Origin of the sequence: Segatella copri, from assembly GCF_019249655.2 — a bacterium.
Lineage (GTDB): Bacteria > Bacteroidota > Bacteroidia > Bacteroidales > Bacteroidaceae > Prevotella.
Map to the genome: position 1 here is coordinate 3,670,575 of NZ_CP137557.1, position 19,478 is coordinate 3,690,052.

A 19,478-nucleotide genomic window follows, 5' to 3' on the forward strand; every position below is an offset into this window, starting at 1 on the left:
TTTTAAAGGAGTAAAGTTCTTAAAACTATGTATGATATCAATCAAGTAAGAGCAGATTTCCCGATTTTATCGAGAACGGTATATGATAAGCCATTGGTGTATTTGGATAATGCGGCAACCACGCAGAAGCCATTGTGTGTGCTCGATGCCATGCGCGACGAGTATCTCAACGTGAATGCCAATGTGCATCGTGGTGTGCACTATCTCTCTCAGCAGGCAACCGATCTTCATGAGGCAGCCCGCGAGACTGTGCGCAAGTTTATCAATGCACCGAAGGTTGAGGAAATCATCTTTACCCGTGGTACTACCGAGAGTCTGAATCTCGTGGTTTCATCGTTCTGCGATGCCTTTATGAGCGAAGGCGACGAGGTGATTATCTCTACCATGGAGCATCATTCCAATATCGTGCCTTGGCAGTTGCAGGCTGCCAAGAAGGGAATCGCCATCCGTGTAATCCCAATCAACGATAAAGGTGAGATAAATCTCGATGAATTCGCCCATTTATTCACCGAACGCACCAAAATCGTGAGCATTGCTCAGGTAAGCAACGTGCTGGGTACGGTGAATCCGGTGAAAGAGATGATAAAGATTGCCCATGAGCACGGTGTGCCTGTGATGGTGGATGGCGCTCAGAGTACTCCTCATTTCGCTGTGGATGTACAGGACATGGATTGCGATTTCTTCGCTTTCAGCGGTCATAAGATCTATGGTCCTACCGGTATCGGCGTGCTTTACGGCAAGGAAGAATGGCTGGAGAAGTTGCCTCCTTACCAGGGAGGTGGCGAAATGATCGAGAGTGTAAGCTTCGAGAAGACCACTTTCGAGAAGTTGCCTTTCAAGTTTGAGGCTGGTACTCCGGATTATGTAGCTACCCATGGTTTGGCTAAAGCCATCGATTATGTCTCTTCGCTCGGTATGGACAACATTGCCAAGCACGAGCAGGAACTCACCCGTTACTGCATGGAACAGATGAGAACCATCGATGGAATCAGGCTTTTTGGTGAGCAGGAGGGCAAGGATGCCGTTGTCAGCTTCTTGGTTGGTGATATTCATCACATGGATATGGGAACCTTGCTCGACCGCCTGGGCATAGCCGTTCGTACCGGTCATCACTGTGCTCAGCCTTTGATGGACCATTATGGCATTCTCGGTACCGTTCGTGCCAGCTTCGCCTTGTACAATACCAAGGAAGAAGTAGATGCTCTGGTTGCTGGTGTGAAGCGAGTGGCTATGATGTTCTAAAGAACAACAACATTTACTATATATAATATAAAGGTGTGCCGATTGGCACACCTTTTTTTGTTCATGGTCTTGTCAATATGAATAGATATGTATGCCAATGTACGATAATATATTGCCAAATCCCGATGAAAAGGCTAACTTTGCACCGACAAATAAACTTAAAAACCGGAAAATGAAGAAAACGTTATTAAGTGTACTTCTGCTGTTCTCCTTGAGCTTGACAGCTCAGAACATCAACAGAAAGCTAGTGATAGAGAGAAACAACCCTCATGTTGAGTCGATGGATTCGCTGAATTCTTTGTCTGTAGGCAATGGCGGGTTTGCAATGACTGTGGATGGAACAGGCTTACAGTCTTTTCCTAAGTCATATTCCAAGGGTGTACCTCTTGGAACAATGAGTGATTGGGGATGGCATTCTTTTGCTAATCCTGAGAATTACAAGCCGGAAGAAAGTTGGCGTGATTATGATTTCGGACGTGGGCGAAAAGAGCCTTATGCTACTCAGATTAAGGATGACCAGCGAAAGAAGACTGCTGGTAATTGGTTTCGTGTGAATCCTCATCGCCTTCATCTGGGTACACTGGGTCTGTCGCTTGGTTCTAATCCAAAAGACATCAAGCAGGTGAATCAGACCTTGGATATGTGGGATGGTATGATTCGGAGTAGCTTTATATATAAAGGTAAAGCATACCGGGTGGAGACGGCTTGTGACCCAACGCTTGATATGATTGCCACTCATGTGCAGTCTAAGGGAAACATCGCCGTAGATATCCGCTTTGCTTATCCAACAGGCGGTCATGCTGACGATGCTTGCGATTGGAATAAAGATAATCTTCATTCCACAATGCTCGTAGCGCAGGATAAAAATTCGGCAGTTTTGAAGAGAATCATCGATGAAACCGTCTATTTTGTGATGTTGAGATGGGAGGGTTCTGCAAAACTCAAGCAAAAGGGAAAGAACTTCTATCAGTTGCAGGCGAAGTCTGCCGACCTGAAGTTGACTTGCGAGTATGCCGAGCAAGCATCTTCTGCTCGTAAAACTTTCGGTGAAGTGGCGGATGCAGCCAAGGATTACTGGAACCATTACTGGCAGAAAGGTGCGATGGTAGATTTTGGACAGTGTAAGGATGCTCGTGCCAAGGAAATGGAGCGACGGGTGGTGCTGAGTCAATATCTTTTGGCTATCCAGGATGCAGGAGAAACTCCTCCTCAAGAAACAGGACTTACCTATAATTCATGGTTTGGCAAGTTCCATTTAGAGATGATTCTCTGGCATCAGGCACAGTTTGCATTGTGGGGGCATCCGGAACTGTTGGAACGTTCTTTGTCTTGGTATTTCAAGGCAGAACCAAATGCCCGAAAGATAGCAGAACGACAGGGATTCAAGGGAGTACGCTGGATGAAGATGACCGATCCAGATGCAGGAGAGGCTCCTTCTAGTGTGGGAAGTTTCCTAATCTGGCAACAGCCACACCTGATTTATCTGGCGGAATTACTTTATCGTGCTAATCCTTCTCCTGCTATCTTGCAGAAGTATGCTAGATTGGTCGATGAAACCGCGGAATTTATGGGTGACTTTGCAGAATATGATCAAGAGCACGATCGCTATATTCTGCGAGGTTGTATCGCTGCTCAAGAAACCTTGCCTGCTGCAACTACGGTAAATCCGCCGTTTGAGTTGAGTCAATGGCATTGCGCCTTGAAGATAGCTCAAGATTGGCGTGTTCGTCTGGGAAAAACTCGTGAACCCCGTTGGGATGATATCCTAGCCAAGATTTCTCCTTTGGCATCCAAGGATAGTCTGTATCTCGCAGCAGAGACAGAACCTGATACCTATACCAAGGAACGAATGTTCAGCGATCATCCTGCAGTGATGGGTGCCATCGGCTTGTTCCCTTACAACAGTAGGATGATAGACTTCGCCAAGATGAAGAAGACAGAGCAGTGGATTTGGAAGAACTGGAAGTGGAATACCTCCTGGGGATGGGATTATCCGATGATGGCAATGGGGGCCGCCCGCATGGGTGAACCCGAGAATGCCGTGGGTGCTCTGTTGATGAAACAGCAGAAGAATACTTATCTGGTAAGTGGACATAATTACCAAGATGGCAGACTTCGTCTTTATCTTCCTGGCAATGGTGGACTCTTGATGGCGGTAGCCATGATGTGTGCTGGTTGGGATGGTAGCATTCATCCTAATCCAGGCTTCCCGCAAGATGGCAACTGGAATGTGAAGTGGGAAGGCTTGAAACCTTTGCCATGATGCGCAATCTGGGAAGAATCAGTATTGAATTTCAACGAATGAATAATTAACACAAGAACCTATGAATCAATAGTTCGTTAATAATTCAATAATGTGCTAAGCAGCTATACGCTGTAAGCACGAGAGATCTTTGAAAATCTTGCTAATTAAAGTTCGGTTCGGGGTGTACCCGCTTGCTTTAAAAATTCGTTTCACCAGATAAATATTGGTCATCAGTGACTTGAATGAAGACATAGAATATTCCATTCCCATCTCCTTCATAGTTACCTTGGCAACATTTAGTGATGTGAACGAAGCATTGAAAGCAAAATCGAGTTTCCACTTATCGCGAGCCTGGCAGTCCATAAGACCAGTATAGCCTTTGGCGTCACGAAAGCAAAATTCGATCTGGAACCTGGTTCTATAATAAAGAAGTACTTCTTCACCCGAAAGTGAGGTGTCTGTAGAGAAGAATAGTTTCTTCTTGCCATTCGGCATCTGCCAGATGACAAGTCTAACTTTACACCTGAGTGCCTTGGAATAGGCTATCAAAGTATAAGCTGTTCCTTCTATATCTTTCATCTCCATCTTCTCCATTCGAGTGAGGTCAAGATTCTTCATATCAATCTTGCCATCCTTGGTCTTGGGGCGACCACGTTTTCCAGTACGTGGACCAGCATAGACATAAAAGAGACAAGCATTGTCACGAAAGCGGCTTATCAAAGAGAACCCTTCTTTCTTTATCCCATTAACAAATGTACTTGTAGAGAAGTAAGCATCTGCAACTATGAGGGTTGAGAGTTTAAGAAGTTCCTTGCGGTAACGCTTAATGACGCTGATATAGAAATCTACCATAGTCTTGTTTCTAAGACTCAGTTCTTTATTACTTAGCGACTGGTGTGCTTTTAACATCATGCAGTCTTTGGCATCAATATCAATGAGGCCAATACCCATGATTTCGAGACCATGTTTAACAGACTGTGCACATCCCGACCAAAAACGACCGATATGTGGAGTCTTCTTGCCAGCTTTGCTGATGTAGCTGGGATCAATGGCAATAGCCCATCTTCCCTGTTTACCAAAGAAGCGCTTGGCAAGTGAGACATTAAGTTTGAGCCAGTCAATGCTTTTCGACTTTTTTAAGCCGAATGCGTTGCGATAGGTTTGCTCAACATGCGAGCCATACCTCCCCATTTGGGTGAAATTTATCTTTCTTGGTATTACCATGAACAAAATTATCACCTCGATGAGTATTTTCTCGAAACTTTTTGTTAACTTTGCAGCCGAATCTTCAACTGCATCTTTAAAGATATCCATATATTGGTCAAGTCCTGTATTCATATAATTTTGCGTTTGTCGTGATTTGCAAAGTTACTGAAAATCAGCGACTTGACCAACTTTCTATAGTTAAGTTTTCATAAGCATTTCTTAATATAAGTTATTGATTTACAGACGATTAAATATTAATTTAACGCAGTATTGATGAATAGAACAGATAAAATATTGTTTTCAGCCTTGTTGGCTGGAGGCTGCCTGGCTGCACAAGCACAGCAATTGGCCTTTCCTGATGCTCAGGGCTGGGGACGTTTTGCAACAGGAGCGCGTCAAGGTGGAGCAGTTTATCATGTCACCAACCTGAACGACTCTGGTTCTGGCTCTTTGCGCGATGCAATCAGTCAGCCAAACCGTTTCATCGTCTTTGATGTAGCTGGTGTCATCAATATCAAAGACCGTTTGGTATTCAAAAATAATTTGTATATTGCGGGACAGACGGCACCAGGTGAAGGTATCACAGTCTATGGCAATGGTGTTTCCTTCTCTGGAGCAGACAATATCATTGTGCGCCACATGCGTTTTCGCATGGGTCATAAAGGTAGCTCGGGTAAGGATGCGGCTGGTATTGCCAACGGTCAGAACATGATTTTTGACCATTGCTCCTTCTCTTGGGGATTAGATGAGACTTTCTCTATCAATCCTGATAATAAGGGAAAACATCCTGATTACATCACCATCTCCAACTGTATCATGGGACAGGGACTGATGCCTCATAGTGCTGGTGGTTTGATGCAGTCAGATTATATTTCCCTTTATCGTAACCTGTATATCGACAATGCTACTCGTAACAATAAGATAAAAGGCATCAACCAGTATGTGAATAACATAGTGTATAACTGGAAGAATGGATGCTATATTATGGGTGGAGACTCCAAGGGAGATTCCTTTGTGAACATAGAAGGAAATCTTTTCATTAATGGTCCTGCCAATGGTGGCAATGCCTTCTCTGGTGGCGCTGGCGAGGGTGCCTTCAACTTCTATGGAGAGGACAATTGGCAAGATAGCAATATGGATGGCAAGTTTGAACCAAAGGAAGTAACCAACTATGCTGCTGGCGTACGCCAGTCAATCCGTTATGATTATCCTGAGATGCCTAAGTGGGCAGGAAATACATTGTTGGAGAATCTTCTTCCGATAGTGGGTGCTTCTTTGCCTTATCGTGATTACTGCGACTGTTATATGGTGGATGAGGTGAACTCTTTGGGCAAGCAAGGAGAGTTATTGGCAAATGAGGAAAATCTTCCATATGGTACGCCTGACAAATGGAGGGTTTGGGGCGGAAACAAGAAGATAGATAGCGATGGCGATGGTATGCCTGATGCTTGGGAAAAGGCGAATGGTACCAACCCAAATAAGGATGATGCCTTGGTGATTGCAGCTAATGGTTATGCCAATATAGAAAATTATATTAATAGTATCTCCGTTGCCGACCACGACTATTTTCTCCGTATGCCAATGTGCGTAGAATTCGTTTCTTCTACCAGTTCTTGCATTAAGTTGAAATGGCGTGATTATACCTATGCAGAAGATGGATTCTGCGTTGAAATAACTAAGAAAGATGAGATTCTGTGGAAGGAAGTGGCCCGCACAGCTGCCAATAGTACTTCTTGTACCATCGAGGGCTTGGAACCAGGTGTAGCTTACATGGTAAGAGTAAGAGCTTTTGCTGATGCCGGCAAGTATTCTGAATATTCTCCAGAACTCACCATGGCAACTCGTCCTGTAGAGACGGGTATGGTTGATATTGATTCCTATCTGCCAGACTTGACCTGGAATCCGTCTGCTACCGATTGGGATTTGAAGAGTAAGAGTTGGAATAAGGGACAGGACGCCTTTGTTAATGGCAAGAATGTGCTTTTTGATGCCGCTGGTGACGTTAAGGTGAATTTGAGTGAGATTGTTTCGCCTGCCGTTGTAGTTGTGAAAGGCAATGGCAGAGTATCTGTTGATGGAGCAGGAACCATTAGTGGTGAGGCTTCTGTCAATAAGGGAGGCGAAGGCACGTTGGCTTTGAATACATTGAATAGTTATACTGGTCCGACGGTTCTTCATGAAGGCATCTTGGAGTTTAATTCTCTGACGAATGGAAGTGAACCTAGTGCGATAGGGGCAAGTGCCAACTTTGCTCAAAGTTGGATTTTCGATGGTGGTACCTATTTATATACAGGTGGCACAACCTCTACAGATAGAGCTGCACAGGTTAAGAGTGAAACGGAACTGAACATAGCCAAAGGGGATGCGACTGTTACCATGAACGGTGTGTTCGAGGGTGATGGCGATTTGGCCTTTAGTGGTGATGGTCAGGTTACCATCGGAACCAATAAGTTCTTTGGTTATAAAGGAGCAACCATTCTTCGTGGTGGCAAGCTTAATCTAGCAACAACAGATATATCCAAGGCGGGTATCGGTTCATCTTCTAAGCTCGTGATGGCTGGTGGAGAACTCAAGACCAAGGGAGAGTCGAATGGTTATGAAACCTATTCTTTCCCTATTGAGGTGAAGGAAGGTACTACCTCCCAGTTCTCGCCTAACCGCCTCTGCTACCTGAAGAACAAGATAACGGGTTCCGGCAACTTGCAGTTGAACATTCCTTATCTGCGTGAGTATCTTCAGGGCAACTATACTGAGTTTACGGGGCGCCTGATTGCGAATGGTGTATCTTCTGAGAAAGACGGCTCGTTGCTCTTGTTCAACAGTGGCAGTGTTACGATGCCGAATGCAGTGGTTGAGGCAACGGGTAATACCCGCTTGGCTTCATGGGAAACCAACTCGAATCTGAAGATTGGCGGTTTGTCGGGTTCTTCGAAAACTTATCTCAGTGGTTCGAGCAAGAAGACCAAGGGCTTCACTTGTACTTGGACGGTGGGTTCGGCAAATACCAACGAGACTTTTGCTGGCAAGATTAACAACTGGGCTGCGGGTGGAAGTGGTTACCAGGGAACTGTTTCTATTACGAAGACTGGTACTGGTTACTGGCGCTTGACGGGTAACAACGATTATAAGGGAATTACCAATGTTTTGAAAGGTAACCTTATAGTTAATGGAACGAATAGTGGCACAGGCGCCGTGAACGTCATGAAAGATGCCATCCTTTCTGGTAAGGGAAGTATTGCGGGTCTTGTAAGAATTTATGAAGGAGGTAAACTCCAGGCTGGCGATGTAGAGGAAGGTGCCAATGGTTCGAGATTGACCTTGAAGGGAAACCTGGAGGTGAGAACCGGAGGTGTCGTAAGTCTTCTGGCAGATGGTTCTTCTTATAATACAATCAGTGCCGGTTCGGTGACGCTGGAAGATGAAGCCGTGATTCAGATAGGAGATGAAGCTGATGCTTTGTTCTTCGTGGATGGTGAGACGATTCCTGTTTTCTCTGCCGGAGTAAAGGTGAATGGCAAAGTGCAGATGATTCCTGAAACTCCTGGCGATGGTCAGACTTGGGATTTATCAAAACTTGCCAAGGAAGGTGTGGTGAAGGTTGTTGGCAATCCCACATCTATCAAAGATGTCTTGGCTGGCAAAGATATCAAGAAGATAGAATGCTTCGATATGTCGGGTAAGAAAATAGCAGCGGTAGGTAAAGGTACTTTTATGTATCGTATTACAACCAAGAATGGCGAAGTGCTTACTCGTAAAATAGTAAGATAATCAAAGGCTTCTGAGGTAACAAACTGGTGGAAATGTACTCAAATCGTACATTTCCACTAATATTGTACACTGAGGTGCGATTTGTTTCCAGGTTATTCATTTCTTTCTAAAAAAATGAGTAACTTTGCCATCGTATAAGCCTCTGAACGATAGTTTTTATGCAGCACTATTGTTCTTATAAAGAAGCCTAGCCAGAATATGAAGCTGCTTAACAAACAATTGGAATCTAAAGACTAATTTATGAATAAGATTTATTGGCAAAAATGCGTGTTGGGCGGAATGTTTTTACTCACGCCTTGCCTTTTCTTCTCTTGTAGTGATAAGTTGGAAGATAATGATCACTATAAAGTACCAAGTTGGTTGAAGGGAAATGCCTATGAGGTTCTTCAGAAGGAAGGTAACTACAGCATTTTTTTACACGGAATTGACTTGACCGGCAATGATGGTGTTGTTGCTGGTAAGAGTATTGTGACAGTTGCTGCGCCGGATGATGAAGCATTTGGTAAGTATTTAACAGAGAAAGGTTATGGTTCTATCGATGAGATGTACCAGGCAAATCCTCAATTTGTAAAGAATTTGATTGGTATGCACCTGATGTATTATGCCTTCGACTGGGATAAGATGGTAAACTTCCGTCCTAACGATGGTGATGCTGCTACTGAGGCAGACAAGAAATTGAATGCAGGACTTTTTTACAAGCATCGCACCCATAGCCAGGATGCCATCGAGCAGGTTTCTGCTACCATTGATGGTTCTGCCAAGGATATCAGCGTGTATCATTATGAAAGATATCTGCCGGTATTCTCTACCAAGTATTTTGAAACCAAGGGAATCGCAGATGCTGCCGCTGATTATCATTATTTCTATCCAAATACCCAATGGTATGGTGAGGCTCATGCAGGTGATGGCTTCAACATTGCCAATGCTGCTGTTAATGATGAGAATAATGTCATCACAGATAATGGCTATCTGTATCATGTGGATCAGGTTATCGAACCCGTGAATACCATTTATGATGAATTGAAGAACAATGCAGACTATTCTGAGTTCTTCAACCTCTATAATTCTTATGAAACTTATACAGAGGCTCTGAAGGAAACCAATCAGACTTTGGGTTATACGGCTTATTTGCGTTCTCATGGCAGCTTGCCAAATATCGCATACGAGTGGACCTTTGCAGGAAGCGATAAGGCTTATATGCAAACTTACTACCTGGAGTCACAAGGATATAGTATCTTTGCGCCAACCAACCAGGCTCTGACCCAATTCTTCAAGACATTCTGGACTCCGGAACAGGGATATGGCGACATCAATAGTTTGGATCCGTTGATTAAGCGATATTTCGTGATGCAGATGTTTGCAGACAGTAAGTTCCCGGTGATGCCTACGGAAATTAAAGAGGGAAAGGTAAAAACCATCTTTGGTACTACAGTGAACTTTGATCCGGCAAACATTCATCAGAGTAGAAGAAAGGTTTGCACTAATGGTTTCCTCTATGGAATGGACGAAATGACAGCCCCGGCTATCTTCTCTTCGGTGGTGGCACCAGCCTTCAAGGATGTGAACTACAATTGTTATCTCTATACCTTGGATGGTTCGGGCTTGACTTCGTCTTTCGCAGCCGACAACTCTCAGTTTGTTTCCTTGATTCCATCTAATGCGCAGTTTGAAACTGCCGATCCGCAGATGCGTCTTTATACCACTACCAGTGGCAAGGAATTGCAGGAGTATAGCTCTGATGCCGGTGCCTTCGTGCAGATGGGAGACAATGCCAAACTGAATTTGGTAAATATGCACATCTCTGATCAGGTGAAGGAGTTGAAGACAGAAGGATTGCAGGTGGTAGATACCTATGCACCTTTCAACTATTGGTTTGTGAAGGATGGTAAGATAACCAACAATGCCAACTTCAATCAGCTGCTCAATCCAAGTAATACGGAAGAACCATTTGTTGCTTTCCATGAGATAACCAACGCTGGTAACTCTTGGAGCAACGGAAAGGCATACGCTTATGATGCTAAGTCTATCTTTAAGCGTCAGTCTGGCGATGGTGTGAAGCATGCCCTGGCTGTTTGCAATGATGCCAACTTTGAGTACTATCTCTTTGCGCAGCTGCTCAATAAGGCTGGTCTTGTATCGGGTACAACGTTGGCATTCCCTTCTGATGATGCTTATGTCACCGATGGCAGACAAATTGTTTTTGTGCCAACCAACGAGGCGATAAGCAAGAACTATCAAAAGGTTCCTGGTTACAAGAAACTCTTTGATGCCAATGGTAACTATAAGGCTACGGCAAAGTTGACTGCCACCGAAAAGGCTCAGCTGCAGGCTTGGGTAACCGACTACTTCGTCTCAAGCGAAGAGAATGTCTTTACAGACTATCCATTCTTGGGATCAAGTTGCAAGGGACAATTCATTACCAAGTCCTTGACCACGAAGTTGGAAATCATTGATGGCGGAAGTTCTCTGAGTGTGAAGTTGGTAGGTTCCGATGAGGTAGCACCTGTAGATTCCAAGTACTCTTACTTCCCATTTGCATTCAACGACGGATGTATTCATTTTATTGACGGATTATTGAAATAAACAATCAATATGGAAAAGATAAAGACTAATAACGTAATGAGGCTTGCATGCTTGACCATCATGTGGGTGGCTTGTGTTATCGGCGCAGCTGCTCAACAGGTTATTACGGGTAATGTAACCGATGCTAAGTTCAATGAACCTATCATTGGTGCCAATGTGGTGTTGGTAAATACCCAAAACCGATATGTCAAGGGTGTGACTACTGATATGGATGGTAACTATAGCCTTCAGGTACCTGCCGATGCCAAGAATCTTAGCTTACAGGTATCTTTCATCGGTATGAAAACCATCAAGGTGAAATATACAGGACAGACAAAGGCGGATTTCCAGTTGAAGGATGATACCAAGACCGAATTGGGAGAGGTAACCGTCACTGCGAACCGACGTGATAATATGGGTATCACAAAGATGGAACGTACTTCTTCAGTACAGTCTATCAATTTGGCTGATATCGTTGATGCTTCTCCGGTAACCTCTATAGAGGATGCCTTGCAGGGTCAGATTTCTGGTCTTGATATCACCATGGGTGGTGATCCTGGTGCCAAGAATACCATGCAGATTCGTGGTACCAATACATTGACAGGCGATGCCAATCCGTTGATTGTAGTTGATGGTGTACCATACGATGCCAATATCAGCGATGACTTCGATTTTGCTACAGCTAATTCAGAAGACTTTGGTGCCTTGTTGAATATTGCTCCATCTAATATCGAGAGCATCGATGTGCTCAAGGATGGTGCAGCAACAGCCATCTATGGTTCCAAGGGTTCCAATGGTGTGCTTCTCATCAATACCAAGAAGGGTGCGATGGGTAAGACTCGCTTCAACTTCTCTTCTAAGTGGACTATCAAGCAGGAGCCTTCTTCCATTCCTTTGCTGAATGGTCGTCAATATACAGCCATGATGCAGGATGCGCTTTGGAATGCTGCCAATGCCAAGGGCTTGTCTAATGCTTCTGCCGAGATGGATATGCTGTTCAATGCAGACCCTATCAATTACAATCCTAATTATCAGTATTACAACGAGTATAATCAGGATACTGATTGGCTTGATGCTGTAAAGCAGCATGCCCTGACTTCTGATAACAACTTCGACATGTCGGGTGGTGGTGAAAAGGCCAGATATCGTTTCTCCTTGGGCTACTTGAATGAGGAAGGAACAACAAAGGGAACGGGACTTACTCGTTTGACATCACAGTTGAGAGTGACTTACAATTTCTCCGACCGTTTGCGCGTGCATACCGATTTCTCTTTTGTTAATACCAAGAAGGATGCGAATGTGTTGGAGAATGTTCGCTCAATGGCACAATCTTCCATGCCTAACAAGTCTCCTTATTGGATAGACCCAACAACAGGTTTGCCTACCGACCAGTACTTCTCTTTGAACTCTTCCTACGAAGGGTCGTTCTCTATGAGTGGTAGCAAGGGTAATCATTTTAATCCTGTGGCTATGGCAGAGTTGGGCTTTAATAAGACCAATGTCCGTGATGAGAAGATGACGGTTACGATGGAATATGACTTTCCGTTTGATCTTCGCTTCAGAGGATGGGTGTCTTTGTATATGAAGACTCAGAAGAACAATAAGTTCTTGCCACAGGCTGCTACGGGTGTCTTGATGAATAGTATCTATGCCAATCAGGCTACTGATGCAACTTCGGATGCTTACTCGTTGCAGTCGGAATGGAAACTCTTATATAATAAGGTGTTTGGCGAGAAGCATGGCTTGACTGCTACAGGTGTATTTCGTACCTACCAGTCTGAAAGTACAAGTACTTCTAATTCTACTTATGGAAATGCTTCGGCAAATCTTTCAGACCCTGTGATTGGTAGTGCGGTGGCAGGAGCTAACTCTGCTTCCAATGAGCGACGCACGGTTACTCTTACAGGACAGGTAGTGTATAACTATGATAGCCGTTATGTATTGAATGGAACCATCAATTACGAGGGTAACTCATCTATGGGTAGAAACAATCGTTTTGCTACTTATCCTAGTTGCGGATTGGCTTGGAATATCGATAGAGAGCATTTTTGGTCTGATGGCTTCCACAAGGTGGTGAATGAGGCAAAGGTTCGCGCCAGTTTGGCTTGGACGGGTAAATCTCCTAGCGGTGCTTCTGATTACTATGGTGCGTTCCAGAGCATGGGTACATACGTAACCAATCCTGCCATTTATCCTTCTCGCATGCAGTTGGATAAATTGAAGTGGGAGTCAACTCGTGAGTGGGACTTGGGTTTTGATTTCCGATTCTTCAACAGATTGAACGTAACCTTGGATTATTATGATAAGAAGACCACCGACTTGTTGTCTAGAAATGTGGAAATTTCAAGTACCACTGGTTATGCCAAGTTATCTTGGATGAACTCAGGTTCTTTGAGCAATAAGGGTTTTGAGGCTCGTTTCGACTATGATGTCATCAAGCGAGGTCCATGGTCGTTGAGAGTGAATGCCAATGCCTCACGTAATATAAATAAGGTGGAGGTGTTGCCTGCCAACTATACTCAGGAGAAATATACCTTCGGCAATGGTAACTATGCCATGAGAATCGTAGAGGGACAGCCAATTGGCGCTTTCTATGGTTATCGTTACAAGGGCGTATATCAGAATACCAACGAAACCTATGCCAAGGATGCTGCGGGCAACGTGATGTATGATGTAAATGGCAAGCCTATCACTATGCGCAATGGTAGTACTTTGGTTTATCCTGGTGATGCCAAGTATGAGGATGTCAATAAAGATGGTGTCATCAACGAAAAGGATATCGTTTACTTGGGTAATGCCAATCCTAAGCTGATTTTCGGTGGTGGATTCATGCTGAAGTGGAAGGATCTTTCCTTGACCACTGTCTTCTATGGCCGTCTTGGACAGAAGGTAATCAACAGCGCTCGTATGAACCTGGAGAATATGTATGGAAAGGACAACCAGTCAACTGCGGTGTTGAACCGTTGGCGCTCGGAAGGTGACCAGACAGATATTCCTCGTGCTCTCTATGGTATGGGTTACAACTATTTGGGTTCCGATCGTTTCGTTGAGGATGCTACTTATGTTCGCTTGAAGACTTTGACTCTTTGCTACAATGTACCAAAGAAGTTCTTGAGTAAGTTGGGATGGGGTATTTCTGCTTGTAAGATTTACGCTACAGGTTACGATCTCTTTACCTTTACCAGTTATTCCGGTCAGGAGCCTGAGGTGGGCATGCCATCAGCCAAGAGTTTGGTGAGGGATAATGCAACCACACCAGTCTCTAAGCGTTATGTGTTCAATATCAATCTCAACTTTTAAGTGAATTAAACAATGAAGAAGACAATTAATATATTACTGTTGGCGGCTACGGTATCGCTTTCGTTTACTTCCTGTACCGACTGGTTGGATGTATTGCCAAAGAATGAACAAGTATCAACGGAGTATTGGAAGTCAAAGGAGGAAGTGGAGGCTGTCATTAACTCAGGTTATTACCAGATGCGCCAGGCAGTTCCAAGCCTCATCAAGTGGGGTGAACTGCGAGGTGGTGCAATGTTCTCAAATGATAGCAAGGAGACCAAGTTGCAGGATTTCCTGATGACTCCTGATAATTCTTTGTGCGACTATGGCACTCTTTATAAGATTATCAACTTTGCCAACTCTGTGATTAAGAATGCACCAAAGGTTCAGGCTTCTGATAACACCTATTATGATGCTGTTATGAACGCTCACCTTTGCGAAGCGTATTTCCAGCGTGCCTATTGCTATCTCATCTTGGTGAAGAACTTCAAGGAGGTACCGCTTGTCCTCAATCCATATACCGACGATTCGCAAGATACGAATGCAGCCAAGGATAGCGAGGAAGATATTGTGAAGCAGATCAAGGCCGATGTGGAAACGGCTTTGGCTACTAACTCTGCCAAGTCAACCTATGAGAATGATTGGGAGACCAAGGGACGTGTTACCAAGTGGGCTCTTTATGCCTTGATGGCTGACGTGAGTTTGTGGAGTGAGGATTATGATACCTGCAAGAAGTATTGTGATATGATTCTCAATGCAAACAAGAGTGGCGAACAATTTTATCCTCGATTCTTGAAGAATACGCAGGATTGGTACACCATCTTCTATCCGGGTAACTCCAATGAGAGCATCTTCGAGCTGAACTGGAACTACGAGTTGGCAAAAGAGAGCAATAATTTCTCTCTCAGTCTTTTCCCGATGTCCAATAGTGGCTTGAATTTCACTACGGATGCCATTGCTAAGATGGACGAGGAAGTGGCTAAGGTGATGAATCCTGGTGAACGAACTGGCAGAATGAATTTGGCCACCTACGCTACGGTGAATGGAACCAAGTATCTCTGGAAGTATTACGGCAATGATGTGGCAGACATCGAAGGTGGTGTCCGTCTCCATCAGGATGCCAACTTTATTCTCTACCGTGTGGCAGAAATCATCTTGATGAAGGCCCAGGCAGAAGTGATGACAGGTCATGTCTCTGAGGCTATCGACCTGGTAAACCAGATTCGTGAGCGTGCTTCCTTGCCTGTTATCACAGATGCCGAGAAGGAATCTTACGGTGAGGAAAATACTTTGGAAGAAATCCTAAACCAGAAGGAGATGGAGTTCTTTGGAGAGGCGAAACGCTGGTATGATTTGCTATGGCTGGCTCGTATAGATAACCATAAGTACAAGAATAAGGCCATAGAGTATATCTGCGAGGGTAATCAGACAACCAAGGCAGAATGGATTAAATCTTCACTCATCGACAATTATGCCTGGTATATCCCATTGCCACAGAAAGACATTGAGCATAACCAGTTGCTGGTTCAGAATCCTTATTATAGTAAGTAATCTGGTAGGAACAATTAATCAGAAAAGAAAATGAAAAAGATATATTTTTTAGGCTTGGCAGCGATGCTGATGTTGGCTTCCTGCGATTCTTCTGTTTTCGACATAGGCTCTGATCCTGCCCAAGGTTCTACCTTTAAGTCGGATGAGAATTCGCCTATCTCTAATACTTTGGAGAAGGATGGGCGATTTGGAGAGTTTGTGAATGTCTTGAATGTTTCCGGACTCTATAATGCGCTCAATCAGTCATCGGATGGAGTTAGTTTCACGGTCTTTGCTCCTACCGACGAGGCAATGAATAAGTTTGAGGCTGCATTGGGCTCCAAGGTGGCTGATGCCGGTAAGGAGTATGCTAGAAGTTTCGTGCTTTATCATACGGTGAAAGATTCTATCCAGGCAGATCAGTTTGTCAATAAGACCAGTATCACCAGCTTGACCAAGGATAAGATCAATATAAAGATTGATGAAGAACATTCTGGTCAGGCTATCTTGTCGAACAGTAATAGTCAGGCACAGGTGATAGAAATGGGGCTTCCTGCTTCTAATGGTAAGATTTATGTGCTTTCTTCTGCCTTGACACCATTGGTAGAGACGCTGGCAGATAGAATTTCCGGCAATAGAGAATATAGTATCTTGAATCAAGCCGTAAAGGAGACTGGCTGGGATAAGATTCTCAATACTGTGACTGATACCATGATGGTAGAGGGAGTTGAGACTACGGTCAATCGCAACTATAGTGTGCTGGCGGTGAATGATGCCACCTTTGCGAAGGCAAACATAGCATCTTTGGAACAGTTGAAGCAGAAGTTGGCTGAAATGAATACTGATGCCATGGTTTCTGCCGATTCCTTACTCCGTGCTTATGTGGGCTACCACATTATTAATAGTAAGAATACCCTGGATGCCATGGGTACCGTTCAAGGTGACAATACCAGTCGATTGTGGTCAACAGGTGCCAGTAACCTTGTATTTACCCTGACCACCGATACCACCAAGACGGCAGCTGCTGAGCGTTATGCCATCAATACTGCGAGCGGCACTCCTGTTCATTTCGTAGAGAATGAATCGAATGTACTTGCCTTGAATGGTTACCTGCACCAGGTGGATAGCTGGATGCCTGTTTGGGAACCAGCCCCGCAGATGGTAGTATGGGACCTGGCTGACGACAATGAAATCAAGAGCCTTGTTGAAGATGCCTCTGTAGAGTATCAGCCTGAAGTTGCAAGCACCAAGCAGCAGTTGGTTTCCCTGAGTCGGGCATCTTGCTTCACTCATAGCGAGACAGAGACCAAGAATACCACCTTTGCTCCAATTTGCTATTATACAACATTGAAGCCAGCCGACAAGGCGATTGAGTATGGTGCCAAGCAGGCTAACAACAACGATTGCATTGTGTTCAACCTTGGAAATACCGGTACGGCAAGCATGCAGACTCCTACCTTGGTAAGAGGAAAGTATAAGGTGTTGTTGGATGTGGTTTATACAACCAGCCACAACTTTATGCGTCAGAAGACTGATGGCTCTGGTGGAACCTTAGAAGTAACCTTCGATGGTAAGGATCGCAACTATGTGGCTCCTTACACCTTGGTGAAATCTTCTTCAAACGTAGTACTTCCAGGTGTTTATACTACTGTGCTTTATGATGAGATAGAGTTTGATAGCACATCTTCTCATACCTTCTCGTTCAAGGTGAAGGATGGAGCTGCCTCTACCAATAAGAACTTCTCATTGCAGTTTGACACCATCACATTCGTGCCGGTGAACGACTAAGATGAAAGATAATAACTTAAAAGAATAGGAAAAATGAAACGCAATAAGTTTATCTATTTGTTGGCTTTCTCGGCTGTGATGCTTTTGGGGGCTTGCTCTGAACTGTCAGACAAGGATTACTTCAAGAATATCGAGACCACAGTGAACTCTGATGAACTGGTGGTTGTGGATATGAGTAGTGAGGAGTATCTTTCCAAGGAGCCAGAATACTCATCCATCAATGAATTGTTCAAGAGCCACGGCATTTTTACCACATTGGAGCAGAAAAACCAATTGAGCACCATGCTTGTGGTAGAAAACAGCGACTTTCAGGCACCCACTGGCAAGGAGTCTGAAATCGATAATGCCGTCAAGGCTCATGTCAGCGATATAGCTGTTTCTCCCGCCAACTTGAAGACCGAAGGTAACAACATGCGCATCATGATGTGGCATGGTAAATACATCAATGTAGATTTGGATGATGCCGCCCGCAACGAGGGAAAGATAGCCGGACACATTATGTTTGGTACTTCTGCTGTCAAGAAGGTGGTGAAAACCAACTCGGGCTACATCTATGTTCTTTCTTCTCTGTTGAACATTCCGAAGTCAATCTATGATTATATCACGAATCTGGATGATAACTATTCTATCTTGAGAGATAGCATCCTGGCTAGTGGAACGAAGGAATTCGATAAGAAGAACAGCAAGCCTATCGGTGTGAACGACGAGGGTAATACGGTTTATGACTCTGTGTTTATTTACAAGAACACTCACTTCCTGGAGAAGAACTTCGATTTGAGTTCTGAGTCTCTTACCGCTACCTTGCTTCTGACAAGTAATGCCGTGGTAGAAGAGGCGATAGCAGATGCCAAGGTCCGTTTGCAGAAATGGGGCTTGTGGGATGAGTGGAATGCCGAGCGTCAGTATAATTTCGAATATACGATGCGCCATTGGATCATGGATGCTGCCTTCTTCGATAAGAAGCTTACACCAGAGACTTTGCAGAGTAAGGATGAGGAGAACGATATGTTGACCAGTATCTTCTCTAAGTATTGGAAGACTTCGGTTCAGCAAATCAATCCTACTCCTATCGAATTGTCTAATGGAATTGCTTACCAGGTGACCAGACTCCATATTCCTAACAACGTCTTGATTTGGCGTCTCAAGGAAGACTTTAGCATTTATGAGTTCTGTAGTGCCGAACAGAAGGAGAGTTTCTTCCAGATGTTGAACATGCAGTTTAAGGCTTGTACCACTGCGGTTGCCGCATGGACTCCTTTGCAGGGCGTATGGCCAAAGCATGAGTGCCGAACCTTGGACTTGACCGTGGGTGATGATGCCTCAGGCGACTGGCAGTTGGTATTCACGCCATGTAAGCGTATCTTCGAGACTTATCCTACTCGTATGGAAATGGTGAAGAAAGACTGGCTGAAGAGCAACCTGACGGTGACGGGAATCAAGCCATTCCTGATACCACCGGGCAAATACACCCTGAGTTTTGGTTCTAAGCAGAATCAGAACATGGAAATCACCTTCAAGGTTCGTGTCAAGGGAAGTACCGATGTCGTGGCAGTTTCCGACCCAATCACCTTGGGTTCAACCACAACATTCCACTACGACCGTAACCCGGGAAATTTCATCGAAGGTTATGATCCTTCTGCAGAGAATCTTTCTACCAACAAGAAAGCTGGAAACTACGATACGGATGGTGGTACAGTTATCAGCGAGTTGGAAATCCCAGATGTAAAGGGCGATGGTTCTCCTGTGGAAATCACGATAGAAATTGCTAGTCCTACTTGGAATGGCAACACCACGATGGTATTCAACCACTGGTGCTTGCGTCCAACCAAAGACAACTACTAGTATAGACTGTTTACGA

9 protein-coding genes are annotated in these 19,478 nt (G+C 44.4%); 8 read left to right on the top strand and 1 reads right to left on the bottom strand.

The features are described 5' to 3' along the window. Positions 1-27 precede the first annotated feature (27 nt). Both KUA49_RS15015 and KUA49_RS15020 read left to right on the top strand, forming a co-directional pair. Positions 28-1,242, top strand: a complete 1,215-nt coding sequence (locus KUA49_RS15015; protein WP_218413445.1) for an aminotransferase class V-fold PLP-dependent enzyme — start codon at positions 28-30, stop codon at positions 1,240-1,242. Positions 1,243-1,414: 172 nt separating this feature from the next. Beyond that, the gene (locus KUA49_RS15020; RefSeq protein ID WP_218413444.1) at positions 1,415-3,505 is read left to right on the top strand and encodes a hypothetical protein; all 2,091 of its coding nucleotides are present in this window, start codon (positions 1,415-1,417) and stop codon (positions 3,503-3,505) included. A gap of 96 nt (positions 3,506-3,601) precedes the next feature. Here KUA49_RS15020 and KUA49_RS15025 read toward each other — a convergent pair whose 3' ends face one another. Then, positions 3,602-4,825 (bottom strand): transposase, encoded by a 1,224-nt coding sequence (locus KUA49_RS15025; RefSeq protein ID WP_153093847.1) that lies wholly within the window; start codon positions 4,823-4,825, stop codon positions 3,602-3,604. Positions 4,826-4,966: 141 nt separating this feature from the next. Between KUA49_RS15025 and KUA49_RS15030 the strand changes: the two genes are divergently transcribed. The 6 genes from KUA49_RS15030 (at position 4,967) to KUA49_RS15055 (ending at position 19,462) form a co-directional block, all read left to right on the top strand. Further along, complete coding sequence (locus tag KUA49_RS15030) at positions 4,967-8,461, top strand: fibronectin type III domain-containing protein (protein ID WP_218413316.1); 3,495 nt, start codon at positions 4,967-4,969, stop codon at positions 8,459-8,461. 240 nt (positions 8,462-8,701) lie between these two features. Next, positions 8,702-11,044 carry a fasciclin gene (locus KUA49_RS15035; protein ID WP_218413315.1) on the top strand — a complete coding sequence of 781 codons (2,343 nt, stop codon included), beginning with the start codon at positions 8,702-8,704 and terminating at the stop codon, positions 11,042-11,044. A gap of 9 nt (positions 11,045-11,053) precedes the next feature. Beyond that, positions 11,054-14,323 carry a SusC/RagA family TonB-linked outer membrane protein gene (locus tag KUA49_RS15040; RefSeq protein ID WP_256624909.1) on the top strand — a complete coding sequence of 1,090 codons (3,270 nt, stop codon included), beginning with the start codon at positions 11,054-11,056 and terminating at the stop codon, positions 14,321-14,323. Positions 14,324-14,335: 12 nt separating this feature from the next. Continuing rightward, on the top strand, positions 14,336-15,853 hold the full coding sequence (locus KUA49_RS15045) for a RagB/SusD family nutrient uptake outer membrane protein (RefSeq protein ID WP_218413314.1): 1,518 nt from the start codon (positions 14,336-14,338) through the stop codon (positions 15,851-15,853). A 30-nt stretch (positions 15,854-15,883) separates the two neighbouring features. Next, positions 15,884-17,620, top strand: coding sequence for a DUF5108 domain-containing protein (locus tag KUA49_RS15050; protein WP_218413313.1), 1,737 nt, complete (start codon positions 15,884-15,886; stop codon positions 17,618-17,620). A 33-nt stretch (positions 17,621-17,653) separates the two neighbouring features. Continuing rightward, positions 17,654-19,462, top strand: a complete 1,809-nt coding sequence (locus tag KUA49_RS15055; protein WP_218413312.1) for a hypothetical protein — start codon at positions 17,654-17,656, stop codon at positions 19,460-19,462. Positions 19,463-19,478 lie beyond the last annotated feature (16 nt).

Excerpts from the sequence above, each read along its gene's own strand:
- KUA49_RS15015 (WP_218413445.1), top strand. The coding sequence starts at position 28 with ATGTATGATATCAATCAAGTAAGAGCAGATTTCCCGATTTTATCGAGA.
- KUA49_RS15020 (WP_218413444.1), top strand. The coding sequence starts at position 1,415 with ATGAAGAAAACGTTATTAAGTGTACTTCTGCTGTTCTCCTTGAGCTTG.
- KUA49_RS15025 (WP_153093847.1), bottom strand. The coding sequence starts at position 4,825 with ATGAATACAGGACTTGACCAATATATGGATATCTTTAAAGATGCAGTT.
- KUA49_RS15030 (WP_218413316.1), top strand. The coding sequence starts at position 4,967 with ATGAATAGAACAGATAAAATATTGTTTTCAGCCTTGTTGGCTGGAGGC.
- KUA49_RS15035 (WP_218413315.1), top strand. The coding sequence starts at position 8,702 with ATGAATAAGATTTATTGGCAAAAATGCGTGTTGGGCGGAATGTTTTTA.
- KUA49_RS15040 (WP_256624909.1), top strand. The coding sequence starts at position 11,054 with ATGGAAAAGATAAAGACTAATAACGTAATGAGGCTTGCATGCTTGACC.
- KUA49_RS15045 (WP_218413314.1), top strand. The coding sequence starts at position 14,336 with ATGAAGAAGACAATTAATATATTACTGTTGGCGGCTACGGTATCGCTT.
- KUA49_RS15050 (WP_218413313.1), top strand. The coding sequence starts at position 15,884 with ATGAAAAAGATATATTTTTTAGGCTTGGCAGCGATGCTGATGTTGGCT.
- KUA49_RS15055 (WP_218413312.1), top strand. The coding sequence starts at position 17,654 with ATGAAACGCAATAAGTTTATCTATTTGTTGGCTTTCTCGGCTGTGATG.